This window comes from Streptomyces sp. NPDC046887 (assembly GCF_040644755.1).
In the GTDB taxonomy this organism is placed as follows: domain Bacteria; phylum Actinomycetota; class Actinomycetes; order Streptomycetales; family Streptomycetaceae; genus Streptomyces; species Streptomyces lichenis.
On sequence record NZ_JBEYXH010000001.1, the window covers coordinates 319,491 to 332,261 of the forward strand.

11 protein-coding genes are annotated in these 12,771 nt (G+C 73.7%); 6 read left to right on the top strand and 5 right to left on the bottom strand.

The window, feature by feature from the left end:
• Positions 1 to 23: 23 nt before the first annotated feature.
• Complete coding sequence (locus ABZ945_RS01420) at positions 24 to 1,262, bottom strand: FAD-dependent monooxygenase (RefSeq protein ID WP_361262060.1); 1,239 nt, start codon at positions 1,260 to 1,262, stop codon at positions 24 to 26.
• A 279-nt stretch (positions 1,263 to 1,541) separates the two neighbouring features.
• Here ABZ945_RS01420 and ABZ945_RS01425 point away from each other — a divergent pair, with 279 nt between their 5' ends.
• The gene (locus tag ABZ945_RS01425; RefSeq protein ID WP_361262885.1) at positions 1,542 to 3,200 is read left to right on the top strand and encodes a class I adenylate-forming enzyme family protein; all 1,659 of its coding nucleotides are present in this window, start codon (positions 1,542 to 1,544) and stop codon (positions 3,198 to 3,200) included.
• A gap of 5 nt (positions 3,201 to 3,205) precedes the next feature.
• On the opposite strand, the gene ABZ945_RS01430 is transcribed toward ABZ945_RS01425, so the two are convergent.
• Together ABZ945_RS01430 and ABZ945_RS01435 are read right to left on the bottom strand one after the other, a co-directional pair.
• Positions 3,206 to 3,667, bottom strand: coding sequence for a hypothetical protein (locus tag ABZ945_RS01430; RefSeq protein WP_361262063.1), 462 nt, complete (start codon positions 3,665 to 3,667; stop codon positions 3,206 to 3,208).
• Positions 3,668 to 3,835: 168 nt separating this feature from the next.
• On the bottom strand, positions 3,836 to 5,140 hold the full coding sequence (locus tag ABZ945_RS01435) for a M6 family metalloprotease domain-containing protein (protein ID WP_361262066.1): 1,305 nt from the start codon (positions 5,138 to 5,140) through the stop codon (positions 3,836 to 3,838).
• A 408-nt stretch (positions 5,141 to 5,548) separates the two neighbouring features.
• Here ABZ945_RS01435 and ABZ945_RS01440 point away from each other — a divergent pair, with 408 nt between their 5' ends.
• The 3 genes from ABZ945_RS01440 to ABZ945_RS01450 all read left to right on the top strand — a co-directional run bounded on the left by ABZ945_RS01440 (position 5,549) and on the right by ABZ945_RS01450 (position 8,340).
• Positions 5,549 to 6,454 (top strand): LysR family transcriptional regulator, encoded by a 906-nt coding sequence (locus ABZ945_RS01440; RefSeq protein ID WP_361262069.1) that lies wholly within the window; start codon positions 5,549 to 5,551, stop codon positions 6,452 to 6,454.
• Positions 6,455 to 6,556: 102 nt separating this feature from the next.
• A complete protein-coding gene (locus tag ABZ945_RS01445) occupies positions 6,557 to 7,177 on the top strand; it encodes a cysteine dioxygenase family protein (protein WP_361262072.1) in 621 nt (206 codons plus the stop codon).
• Positions 7,177 to 8,340: a putative sulfate exporter family transporter gene (locus tag ABZ945_RS01450; protein WP_361262075.1), complete on the top strand. Its 1,164-nt coding sequence runs from the start codon at positions 7,177 to 7,179 to the stop codon at positions 8,338 to 8,340. Before ABZ945_RS01445 ends, ABZ945_RS01450 begins: the two co-directional genes overlap by 1 nt.
• 11 nt (positions 8,341 to 8,351) lie before the next feature.
• On the opposite strand, the gene ABZ945_RS01455 is transcribed toward ABZ945_RS01450, so the two are convergent.
• Positions 8,352 to 8,921, bottom strand: coding sequence for a MarR family transcriptional regulator (locus ABZ945_RS01455; RefSeq protein ID WP_361262078.1), 570 nt, complete (start codon positions 8,919 to 8,921; stop codon positions 8,352 to 8,354).
• A 109-nt stretch (positions 8,922 to 9,030) separates the two neighbouring features.
• On the opposite strand from ABZ945_RS01455, the gene ABZ945_RS01460 reads away from it, so the two are divergent.
• The gene (locus tag ABZ945_RS01460; protein WP_361262081.1) at positions 9,031 to 9,837 is read left to right on the top strand and encodes a class III extradiol ring-cleavage dioxygenase; all 807 of its coding nucleotides are present in this window, start codon (positions 9,031 to 9,033) and stop codon (positions 9,835 to 9,837) included.
• A gap of 400 nt (positions 9,838 to 10,237) precedes the next feature.
• The gene (locus ABZ945_RS01465) at positions 10,238 to 11,248 is read left to right on the top strand and encodes a sigma-70 family RNA polymerase sigma factor (protein ID WP_361262084.1); all 1,011 of its coding nucleotides are present in this window, start codon (positions 10,238 to 10,240) and stop codon (positions 11,246 to 11,248) included.
• A gap of 336 nt (positions 11,249 to 11,584) precedes the next feature.
• Here ABZ945_RS01465 and ABZ945_RS01470 read toward each other — a convergent pair whose 3' ends face one another.
• The gene (locus tag ABZ945_RS01470) at positions 11,585 to 12,652 is read right to left on the bottom strand and encodes a YafY family protein (protein WP_361262087.1); all 1,068 of its coding nucleotides are present in this window, start codon (positions 12,650 to 12,652) and stop codon (positions 11,585 to 11,587) included.
• Between the last annotated feature and the right edge of the window lie 119 nt (positions 12,653 to 12,771).

Here is a 12,771-nt window from a genome sequence, read left to right on the forward strand (position 1 = left end):
AGAGGGACCTCCTTGAAGAATCCCTACACCTTTTCTATAGGTGACGCCCCTTCCACGGGAGCTTCCCCGGCGGCCGGCCCCAGCGCGGCCGCCACGTCGTAGCGGTAGATCCACGCCACCTCGCTGACCAGGCCGGACAGCGCGCGGCCGCCGTCCTTCACGGCTGAGCGCTCCGGCGGTGCCTGCGGCATCCGCAGGGAGCCACTGCCGCGCGAGCCCAGCTGTACCCGAGCGGTGTGCGCTCTGCGGACGGCCTCATACCGCGGCAGACCCGACGGCCCCCGGCGTAGAGCGTGCGCCAGGGCGACCGCGTCCTCCAGCGCCTGGCTGGCCCCCTGGCCGTGGTGCGGCAGCATCGGGTGCGCCGCGTCACCGAGCAGGGTCACCCGGCCCCGGGTCCACCGCCGCAGTGGCTCACGGTCGTACAGAGCCCAGCGACTGACCTCGGTCACCGCCGATACCACCTCCTTGACCTGCGGGTTCCATCCTCCGAAGAGCTTCTCTACGTCCTTTGGATCGCCGCCCGAAACCCAGGACCCGGCCTCATCGCCGACACCCTCGGGGCTCTGGAACACCCCGACGAACGTCCACTCCCGCCCCCCGCTGTCGGGGGACAGCAGCAGCCGTGCGGTCGGTCCGGGCCAGACGAGCAGCGTGCGGGGCGGCAGGCTCGGCACGGCCGAGGCCGGGACGGTGCCGCGCAGGGCGTGGTTCCCGGAGAACACCGGGGTGTCATCACCGGCCACCGCCTTGCGGACCACCGAGTGGATACCGTCGGCGCCGACCAGTACGTCGGCTCCGGCCCTGGTCCCGTCGGCGAACTCCAGCAGCACCTCACCGCCGCGGTCCTCGTAGCGGACCAGTCGGCGGTTCAGGTGCAGGTGCCGCCGCGGCACCCGGCCGGCGAGCATCCGATGCAGATCGGCACGGCGGATCGTGTAGTACGGCGCCCCGAACTCCCTTTCCCAGCAGGCACCCATGGGCTGCCTCACCAGGGTGCCCCCACCCGAGAAGTCGCGTATTTCGAGGCTGTCCGGACGCACGCCCTCCCGGGCCAGTGGGCCGGCCAGTCCCATCCGGTGCAGGATGCGGCTTCCATTGGGCCCCAGGTGAAGTCCGACGCCGACGTCGCATAACTCCGGTGACTGCTCGTACACCTCCACCCGGAATCCCGCCTTCAGTAGTTCAACGGCGGCGGCCAGACCGCCGATCCCTGCCCCCACGATGGCTATCCGAGGCATGGCGTACCTTTCCGAGGACATGTCGATCTCCATTCTCCGGCAGAGGTTTCTTGGTATCAGAATGACCCGTCCCGGAACAGTGCCCAGCGGAATCCGGCGGATCGAGGCCGGGTGGGTGGCATATGCATCTACCTTGACGTACGGGCCGTACGGGCATAGCGTCGCGAGGGCATGAGCAAGCGCTTAGGTCGGGCGCCGGGGTCACGACGCTCGGAGACACGAAGGAAAGGGCGACCCGCCGTGCCGCACAGCGATCCCGCCGAACCGCTCGCCGACCCGGTCGAACCGCTCGCCGACCACCTGCACCGCGGCACCGACCCCGCCGCGCTGCTCACCGCGCCCGGCGCGCCCTTCGCCACCACCACCGGGCCGGACGGCCGGCGGATCTACGCGGACGGGCCCCGCACCCTGCGCGAGTTCGCCGAGGTGACCTGGGCGTACGGCGAGCGGCCGTTCCTGGTGGCGGAGGAACGCACCTACACCTACGGGGAGTTCTTCGCCGCCGCCTGCGCGCTCGCACGGCACTTCACCGAGGTGTACGGGCTGCGCCGGGGCGACCGGGCCGTGGTGGCGATGCGCAACCACCCCGAGTGGCAGATCGCCTTCTGGGCCACCCAGTTGGCCGGACTCGTCGCCGTACCGCTCAACGGCTGGTGGACCGAGGAGGAGTTCCGGTACGCGCTGGACGACTGCCGGCCCCGGCTACTGCTGGTCGACGGCGAGCGGGTCGCCCGGGTACGGGGCTGGGCCGCCGAGCACGCGGCCCACCTGCTCGTCTTCCACGCGGAGGAGGGCCACAAGGAACAGCGGTACGAGGACCTGCCCGCCGCCGACCCCGCGCTCGGGCCGCCCGAGGTGGACGTACGGCCCGAGGACGACGCAACGATCATCTACACCTCCGGCACCACCGGCCGCCCCAAGGGCGCCGTCGCCACCCACCTCGCCCAGGCCGGGGCGGCCGCCAACCCGCGCTACCACGTGGCGCTCGCCGCCCTGGAGGCCGGGACCGTGCCCGGGCTCGGCCCCACCCCCGTCTCCCTCACCACCTTCCCCTTCTTCCATGTGGCCGCGTTCACCTCGGTGTACGCGGTGATGGCGGCGGGCGGCACGCTGGTGATGATGCGCAAGTGGGACGCCCGGCACGCCCTGGACCTCGTCCACGCGCACGGCGTCACCCACTACGCGGGCGTCCCCACCACCGCGCTCCAGCTGCTGGACGCCGCCGAGGCGGACCCGCGCGGACTCGGACCGCTCACCCTGCTCGGCACCGGCGGGGCCGCCGCGCCGCCCGGCATCGCCGCCCGCTGCACGGGCCCGGTCCAGCCGCGCAACGGCTACGGCCTGACCGAGACCAGCGGGGGAGTCCTCTCCCACTCCGGGGACGACTACCGGCTCCACCCGGGCGCGGTCGGACGGCCCACCCCGGCCACCGAGGTGCGCATCGCGGCGGCGGACGGGGAACCGGTGGCGGACGGCGAGGTGGGCGAGCTGTGGCTGCGCGGCCAGTCCCTGGTCCGCGGCTACTGGGAGGACCCGGAGGCGACCGCCGCCGCGTTCACCCCCGACGGCTGGTTCCGCACCGGCGACCTGGCGACCGTGGACGAGGGCGGCCGGGTCGCCATCGTGGACCGGCTCAAGGACATGGTGATCCGCGGCGGCGAGAACGTGTACTGCGTGGAGGTGGAGACCGCTCTGCACGGCCATCCCGACGTCCTGGACGCCGCCGTGCTCGGCGTACCGCACCCGCGCCTCGGCGAGGAGGTCGCCGCCGTGGTCCGGCTGCGCGAGGGCGCGGCGGCGGACGAGGAGGAGCTGCGGGCCCATGTCGCGGGCAGCCTCGCCCCGTTCAAGGTCCCGGCGCACATCCGCATCCAGCAGGCCCCGCTACCCCGCAACGCCACCGGCAAGGTCCTGAAGCGCGAGCTGCGGGCCGGGCTCGGCGGCGATCCGGACGCGTAGGGCCGCTACCGGCCGGCCCGCCACCGGCGCCGGGCTCGCCGGAGTGGGCCGGCGGGGCTCGCCGGGTCGCCGGATAGCTCGGGGGCGAGTAGCCGCCGCCTACCGACGACGACAGCGGCGGCGACCACCATCGCCACGGTGGTGCCGACGGCGGCCCAGAAGAAGAACCTGGCGTCCGGCCCGTTGACCGTCCGCAACTCCCCGTCCGCGTGGAGGCAGAAGGAGTCGGGCGGGAAGTACCGCGAGACGGGCATCATCTCCCTGCCGCAGGGCGATGTCTCGGGAAACAGGAAGGGCTGCGCACGCAGTGCGAGGGTCAAGCCGAGGATCACCGTCATCCACCCGGCCACCAGGAACATGGCCCGGATCCATCGGGGGACCCTCGCTCGCCGCCCCAGCCGCCACACCAGCATGTTCGGCAGGACGAGGGCGGTCAACGCGGTGGCCGACAGGACCAGAGTCTCCATGATCCACTGACCCTACCGGCCGCGGTTACGCCGGATTCCCTCCCCAGGACGGCTACGGGGCCGGGCGCCCCGCCGGCAGATCCAGCTCCGCCACGACCGTACGACCGTCTTGCCGCCCGACTTCCGTCCCCTGCGCCGGAACGGAGGGCCGCGGGTGGAAGGCTCCGCTCAGGACGCGCGGGTGACGCGGACGCGGTAGGCGCCGGTGCGGCGGTTCTCGCCCAGGACGGTGATCCGCAGGCCGGCCTCGTGGTCGGCGAAGGACTCACCGGGGCGGAACGGGGCGTCCGACAGCTCGGCGTGGACGTTGGGGCGGCGGGTGCAGCCGCCGCTCTCCTCGTCGCTGTCGGCGACGGTGATCGGGCCCTGGCCGGTGTCCACGTCGGCGCGTACGTGGTAGATCAGCACGCCCGGATCGCAGACCGCCTCGTCGTTGCCGGCCCGGGTGCGGACCTCGATGGCGTATCCGGACTCCGGGGTGAGCGGGACGAAGGCCAGCTTGGGGCCGCCCTTCCTGGCCAGCGGGGTGAGGGTGAAGTCCCGGCTGCCGGGCGCGGCGGCGCACTTGATCTGCTTGTCGTCCAGCCAGCCGAGCTTCCACTTGTGCCAGCCCAGCATGTCGTTGTCGGCCCCCCAGTCCTCGGACATGATGTCCCAGTGCCCGACCGCGCCGCCGCCCTCGGCGGTGTACAGGTCCGGCAGCCCGAAGACATGGCCGTTCTCGTGGGGGAGCACCCGGAAGCCGGTCTCGTGGTAGCTGCCCGAGCCGTCGTCCTGGCGGCTGTAGACGAAGGACGTGTTGGCGAGCGGGGTGCCGTCCGCCTGCGGGGCCTCCCCGTTGCCGGAGAAGGTCACGGAGAGGACGGTGTCCAGGGCGGACGGCCCGGCGTTCGGGGTGACCAGGATGTTGACCAGGTCGTAGGTGCTGAAGTCCACCTTGGGGTCGGCGGCGGCCACGATGTCCTGGACCAGCTGGCGGTACCCCGGCTCGTACGGCGAACCGCGCTCGATCCCGTACGCGGAGAAGGGCGCCGGCATCCGCAGCCAGTCCGGCAGCGGGGTCTCGGCACGGTAGCGCAGCCGCCCGTACGAGCTGGCGCGGAACCACCGCTCGGTCTGCGGGAAGAACTCGGAGAACCGCTTCATCGCCGGGCCGTCCCCGGGCGCGTCCGAGAAGTCGACCATCAGGTTGAGGGAGCGGACCTGGCCGGTGGAGCGGGTGTAGCCGGAGCCGGTCGGCACCCCTTCGGAGAGCTGCACGCCCAGCGGCGGCTCGATCCGGCAGGGGTCCAGCCCCCGGTCCTCGGCGGCCTCCCGGGCGGATATCGGCCCGGCGCCCGAGGCACTGGACGGGTCGGGCAGCGTGGCGCTGGCGGTGGCCAGCCCGGCGACCACCAGTGTGGTGGCCGCGCCCAGGGCGATCGGTCTGCGTATTCGCCGCAGTGGCGGCCGCAGCCGCAGTGCTTGCCGCATACCCACGCCCGCCTTCGCCCGTCCGGCAGCCGGCCGGATCCGGGCTGCGCTCCCTGCGCTCAGCGTCAGCCGGGTGGCGCACCGGCGCGCGCCGGGCTGATCCGATCGGTGGAATTCCCGGCGGCGGAGGCGTGGGCCGGGACCCCGCGCGCATGGCGGTGGAGGTCGGGGGCAGGAGATGCGGTCGGCCGGTAGCAGGGGGGCGGGAGGGGCCGAGGACGCGGTCGGCTGCCGGGCCGGGGGAGCGGCAGGGGGTGCGGTCGGGCGGTGGACCGGAAGGGGCAGGGGGTCGGGAGGGGGCGGGGGCCGGGAGAGGGCGGATTCCGTACCCCAATTTCCGCTTATGGTTCCGGGCCCCCTCTCCGCCCGTCCCTCTCGACCCGCCCGCCGTCGGCTTATGCTGCCCGGGTGTTCGATTCCCGGTACATCAGGACCTTCCAGGAAGTGGTCAGGACCGGTTCCTACACGGCGGCCGCCCGCGCGCTCGGCTACACCCAGCCCGCCGTCAGCCAGCAGATGAAGGCGCTGGAACGGGACGTCGGCACCGCGCTCTTCACCCGGATCGGACGCGGGCTGCGGCTGACCGAGGCGGGGCAGGCGCTCACCCGGCACACCGGTCCCATACTCGACAGCCTCGCGGTGGCCCAGCAGCAGATCGACGCCATCGCCCGGCTGCGGTCCGGACGGGTGCGGGTCTGCGCGTTCCCCAGCGCGGCGGCGACCATACTGCCGGGCGCGATGGCCCGGGTCCGGGACGAGCACCCGGGTGTGATGGTGGAGTTGAGCGAGAAGGAGCCGCCGGACTCGCTGCGGGCGCTGGCCAGGGGCGAGTGCGATATCGCGATCGCCTTCGACTACCCGGGCTTCCCGATCGACGCCCCGGAGGAGCTGGCCGGGGTCCGGCTGATGGAGGACCCGCTGACGGTGCTGCTGCCGGTGGGCCACCCGCTGGCCCGGCGGCGCTCCGTACGCCTCGCGGACCTGGCCGGGGAGCGCTGGATCGCCGGCTGCGCCCGCTGCCGCACCTACTTCGTGCACGCCTGCGCGGAGGAGGGCTTCACCCCGGAGATCGCCTGCACCACGGACGACAACCTGGTGCTGCAGAGCCTGGTCGCGGCGGGGGTGGGCATCGCCATGGTGCCGTCGCTGGTGCTGTCCTTCCTCTGCCACGGCCAGGTCACCGGGCGGATCCTGGAGCCGCACACCCGCCGCCAGGTCTACGCGTACGCGCTCCGCGACCATCTGCGGATCCCCGCCACCGCGCTGCTGCTGGAGGAGATCACCACGGCGGCGGAGGCCCGGGTGGGCTGCTGAGCCCCGTCCCGTACGAGAACGGCCGACCCATAAGCGGGCGTTGGGGTCCCGCCAACGGACCCTCCTTGGACGGCCCCGCCCGCGCGCGTCGACGCTGCCGTCATGACCCCCACTGCCAGCTCCACGACGGCCGACCGGACCACCCACCGGGCCACCGCCCGGACCAGCGACGGGACCACCGCCCGGACCACCGACCGGCTGCGGACGCTCGTCGGCGGTATCCGCGCGGCGGTGGACCGCGGGCTGCCGCCGGAGGCCACCGCCTGGCTGGTCGCCGACGCGCTGCGGCCGCACCTCACCGCGCCGGACCTGCTCACCCCCGCCCAGTGCGAGGGCGACCCGGACCACTACCGCCAGCATGTGCTGCACGCCGAGCCGGACGGGATGTTCTCGCTGGTCGCCCTGGTCTGGCTGCCCGGCCAGGAGACCTCGATCCACGACCATGTCTCCTGGTGCGTCACCGGGATCCACCGGGGCGAGGAGCACGAGCGCCGCTACCGGCTGGTCCCGGACCGCCCGGGCGGTCCGGGCGCACGGCTGGAGGCGGCCGGCGACCTGGTCAGCACGGCCGGTACGGTCACCGCCTTCGCCCCGCCCGGCGACATCCACCGGGTGTGCAACGGCGGTACGGACACGGCCATATCGCTCCATGTCTACGGTGCCGACATCACCCGGCTCGGCAGCAGCGTCCGCCGTGTGTACCGGCTCCCGGCCGACCGCTGATGGCCCTCCTGGATCGGACCACCACCCGGCCCCGTACTGCGGGCGCGGGCCCGGCCACCGGCCGGTGGTGGGCGAGTGGGCCGTGGCCCGGGCTGGCGGTGGCGGCGGCCGGGGTGGGCGCCGCCTGGCTGGTGCACCGGGCACTGCCGGCCGTCCCCTTCCTCACCGTGGCCGTGGTGCTGGGCATCGCCGCCGCGCACACCCCCCGGGTACGGGAGGGACTGCGCGGGCGCTGCCGGGCCGGGCTCACCCTGGCCGCCAAGCGGCTGATGCGGGTCGGGGTGGTGCTGCTCGGCCTGAAACTGAGCCTCTCGGACGTGGCCGGCCTCGGCTGGCGGACGGTCGCCATGGTGGTCGGCGTGGTCGGGCTGACCCTGGCCGGCACCTGGTGGCTGGGGCGGCGGCTCGGGCTGCCCGGGGACCAGCCGCTGCTGATCGCGGCCGGGTACGCCATCTGCGGGGCCTCCGCGATCGGCGCGGTCAGCGCGGTCCGGGACCGGGCGGAGAGCGAGGAGGACCGGGAGCAGGGCCGAGAGGACGCGGCGACGGCGGTCGCTCTGGTCACCCTCTGCGGCACCCTGGCGATCGCCGTGCTGCCGCTGCTGCACGGACCGCTCGGTCTGAGTGACGCCCAGTTCGGGCGGTGGGTCGGCGCGGGCGTCCACGATGTCGGCCAGGTGGTGGCCGCCGCGCAGACCGCGGGTCCGGCGGCGCTGGGCGAGGCCGTGCTGGTCAAGCTGATGCGGGTGGCGCTGCTCGCCCCGCTGGTCGCGATGCTGGTGCTGACCGCCCGGCGCCGGGCCGCCGGCGTGGGCGTACGGGAGGGAAGCGCGGGCGACCGGGGCGGAGACGCGGGCGTACGGGAAGGGGCCGCGGGCGCCGGCCGGGGCGGGGCCGGGCGGCGGCCGCCCCTGGTGCCGCTGTTCGTCGCCGGGTTCCTCGCCATGGTGGCGCTGCGCACCACCGGGGTGCTGCCCGAGCCGGTGCTCACCGGCGCCGGGCACGCCCAGGAACTGCTGCTGGCGGCGGCCCTGTTCGGACTGGGCAGCGCGGTGCATCTGCCCTCGCTGGCCCGGACCGGAGCCAAGGTGGCGGTGCTGGGGCTGACCTCCTGGGTGCTGATCGCGGCGGCCGCCTACGCGGGCGTGCTGCTCACCACCTGACCCAGTGAGGGTCACCGCAGCCAGGGCAGATCGGCCTTGGGGTCGGCGGGCTGGAGCCCCTCGGCCATCACCGTCATGATCTCCCCGAGCTGGCCGACCTGCTCCGGGGTGAGGCGGTCGAACATCGCCTGCCGTACGGCGTTCACATGCCCGGGCGCGCTGCGGCGCAGCACCGCGTACCCCTCCTCGGTCAGCACCGCGTTCTGGCCGCGCTTGTCCGAGGGGCAGTCCTCCCGCCGCACCCAGCCGCTCTTCTCCAGCCGGGCCACGGCGTGCGAGAGCCGGGAGCGGGTGATCTTGGCGTCCTTGGCCAGCTGGGTCATCCGCATCCGGCGGCGGGGCGCCTGGGAGAGGTGGACGAGTAGTCCGTAGTACACGTGCGGCATCCCGGCGTCCCGCTGGAGCTGCCGGTCGAGATGGTCCTCCAGCAGGGTGGTGGCGTGCAGATACGCCCGCCACACCCGCTGCTCCTCGTCGCTGAGCCAGCGCGGGGCCCGTGGGGCCCGTGGGGCCTGGGCGGAGTCGCCTTCGTCGTGAGGGTCGAGGTCGGAGGCGGTCGCAGCGTGAGGTGCCCGGTTCATATGTCCCACTCTATGACTTCTTGAATATTTGATTATATGGCGCTACGGTGCGAGGGAGGTTGAAAGTTCAAGTACAGCGTGAAACGCAGTTTCGGTAAGGAGCACCGCCATGGCCACCACCACGACCGGCAGCCTCGGCGGCGCCACCGAGCGCATGCCCGCGCTCTATCTCTCCCACGGGGCGCCCCCGCTCGCCGATGACCCGCTCTGGCCCGGACAGCTCGCCACCTGGTCGGCGGCCCTGCCGCGGCCGGCCGCGATCCTGGTGGTCTCCGCCCACTGGGAGGAGGCGCCGCTCGCCCTCGGCGCCGTCGACACCATCCCCCTGGTCTACGATTTCTGGGGCTTCCCTGAGCACTACTACCGCGTGCGCTACCCCGCGCCCGGCGCACCGGCGCTCGCCGACTCCGTACGCAAGCTGCTACGCGCCCCCGGGATGCCGGTGGCGGACGTCCCGGACCGGGGGCTGGACCACGGCGCGTACGTCCCGCTGGTCGAGATGTACCCCGGCGCCGACATCCCGGTGCTCCAGATCTCCCTGCCCACCCTGGACCCGGCCCGGCTGATGGAGGTGGGCCGCAGGCTCGCCCCGCTGCGCGACGAGGGCGTGCTGATCGTCGGCAGCGGCTTCTTCACCCACAACCTGGCCGCCCTGCGCTACGAGGGGACGCCCGGCTGGTCGGCCGAGTTCGACGACTGGGGGCGGGCGGCTCTGGAGGCCGGGGACGTGGACGCGCTGCTGGACTTCGCGCACGCCTCGCCCGCCGGGTCGCTGGCCCATCCCCGTACCGAGCACTTCGCCCCGCTCTTCGTCACCCTCGGCGCCGCCGACGCGGCCGGGGAGCTGGACGGCGGGCGCAGCGTCATCGACGGCTTCTGGATGGGGCTGGCCAAGCGCTCGGTGCAGTACGGCTGACCCCGCTGCCGGGGTCGCCGGGGCCGCGGGGCAACCCGGAGCCGGTGCGATCCGTCTTTCGAGTGGGAGCGTTCCGAGCGGGGCTTTCCAAAGGGGCGGGGCGCGAAAGGTGCCGTTCCGGGGTGACGGGCTCGGCGCCGAGGGTGACGGCGGTCTCAGTCACCCCGTGGCGGTAGAGGTTCCTGAGGGCCCTGAGGTCGGCCTTCGCATCCGTCTGACCTGCGCCTCTCCTTGATCGTTCATACCGCGCCCGTGCTGGCGGCCCGACAGGGTACTGCATGATCGCGAAAAACGAGGGGCGGCATGGGAATTCTGTCCGGATTCCAGTCGTTGTTTCCGTCGGATGCAGGGCACCCGGAAGGGTGTCGCGACCTACTCGGCTACTCAGCAAGGAGCTCGCATGGCAACCCGTGCCGTCGCCCGTCGTCAGTCCACCGCCGGTGAGACCTCCGACCGGGCACGCAGCGTTCGCGCCGTGGGCGAGATCGCCGACCGCGACCTGGTCGGCATGTACCTCGACGAAATCGCGCGTACGCCGCTGCTCGACGCCGCCAGGGAGGTGGAGCTCTCCCAGACGATCGAGGCCGGGGTGTTCGCCCGGCAGATCCTGGACGGCGAGACCGAGGCCGCGGAGGGCGGTGCCGCCGCCGGCGCCTCCCACGAGGAGCTGGCGCGCCTGGTCGCCGAGGGCGAGCGTGCCAAGGACGTCTTCATCCGCTCCAACCTGCGACTGGTCGTCGCGGTGGCCCGGCGCTACCCGCGCAGCGGGCTGCCCCTGCTCGACCTCATCCAGGAGGGGAACGCGGGCCTGGTCCGCGCCGTGGAGAAGTTCGACTACACCAAGGGCTTCAAGTTCTCCACGTACGCGACCTGGTGGATCCGCCAGGCCATCACCCGCTCCATCGCCGACCAGTCCCGCACCATCCGCCTCCCCGTCCACCTGGTCGAGGAGCTGGGCCGGATCCGCCGGGTGCAGCGCGAGTTCAACCGGGAGAACGGCCGCGACCCGGAGGCCGCGGAGATCGCCGGTGAGCTGGGCTCCACCCCGGAGCGGGTCACCGATGTGCTCGACTGGGCCCGCGACCCGGTCTCGCTGAACATGTCGGTGGACGACGCGGGCGAGACGCAGTTCGGGGACCTGCTGGAGGACACCTCCGCCGTCTCCCCGGAGCAGTCCGTGCTCACCCTGCTGCGCAGCGAGGAGCTGGAGGACCTGATCGGCCAGCTGGACCACCGTACGGCCTCGATCATCCGGATGCGGTACGGCATCGAGGACGGCCGCGAGCGCACCCTCACCGAGGTCGGCAAGGAGCACGGCCTCACCCGTGAGCGGATCCGGCAGATCGAGAAGCACGCGCTGCTGGAGCTGAAGCGGATGGCCCACGACACCGGCTTCGACGCGGCCGCCTGACCCCGGACTGCTGCCTGACCCCGGCCGTCTGATGCCGGCCGTCTGACCCCGGCCGCCTGACCCCGGCCGCCTGATGCCGGCGGGCATGCGGAGGAGACCCCGAGGCTCAGCCGGCCGCCGGGGCCTCCGGGTCCGGGCGGGGCTCCGGTGCCGAGGCCTCCGGCTTTGTGCGAGCGTCCAGCGTCGTGCGGGCCTACGGCGTTGTGCGGGCGTCCGGCACCGTGCGGGCGTCCGGCGCTGGGGCGTCCGGCTTTGTACGGGCCTACGACTCTTTGTGCGGGCCTACGGCTTTGTACGGGCCTCCGGCGCCGACCGGGCCTAGGGCGCCGACCGGGCCTAGGGCGCCGACCGGGCCTCGGGCGTCGTGCGGGCCTCGGGCCTCGTGTGGCCCTCCGGCTGGCCCTCCGGTCTCGTACCGGCCGCCGCGGTGAGGCGGGCGCCGAGGGCGGCGGTGCGGGCGACCAGTTCCGCCGGGCCGTGCACCGTGTACGGGTGGCCGACCCCCGCGAGCCGGAGCGCCAGCCACTCCACCGCGCCCGCCGACCCGGGCGCCGCCATCCGCACCCGGCAGCTCTCCGGGCCGGTCTCCTCGGGCTCCGGCCAGTCCGGCACCCGGGCCCGGACCCGGTCGGCCGGCGCCTGGAAGGTGACGTCCACCAGATTCTCCGGGCCCTCCCGGCCGTCCACCCGCTCCCGGTTCTCCGAGATGCCCAGCAGCCGCCGGTTGTCGCCCCGGGCCTCCACCGGCAGCTCGCGCGGGGTGAACCGCGCCCCCGTCGGGAACGGCTCGGTGATCCGGTCCACCCGGAAGGTCCGCCAGTCCGCCCGCTCCACGTCGTACGCCACCAGATACCAGCGCCAGCCCGCGGCGAGCAGCCGGTACGGCTCCACCAGCCGCCGGGTCTCCGTCCCGTCCGCCGCCCGGTAGCCGAACCGCAGCCGCTCGTGCCCGGTGACCGCCGAGGCCAGCGCCGTCAGCGTGGAGGGCGCCACGGTCGGCCCGTCACCGCGCACCAGCGGGGCGGTGGCGTGCTGGAGCGCGGACACCCGGTACCGCAGCCGGGACGGCAGCACCTGCTCCAGCTTGGCCAGCGCCCGTACGGAGGCCTCCTCCACCCCCTCCACCGCGTGCCCTGCCCCGGCGCGCAGCCCCACCGCGATGGCGACCGCCTCCTCGTCGTCCAGCAGCAGCGGCGGCATCGCCGCCCCGGCGACCAGCCGGTAGCCGCCGACCGCGCCGCGGGTCGCCTCCACGGGATAGCCCAGCTCACGGAGCCGGTCGATATCGCGGCGGATGGTACGGGCCGAGACGCCGAGGCGTCCGGCCAGCTCGCTGCCGGGCCATTCACGTGGCGTCTGGAGCAGGGACAGCAGAGTCAGCAGCCGTGCCGGGGTGTCCGTCATACCGTCCATCATGGCCCGCCTATTAGGACGCTTGCTGGCCTAAAGGCCACCTACGGTGTTCCCATGACCGACCACCCCACCAAGCTCAGCCATCCCGCTGGCCCCACCAGCACCACTGG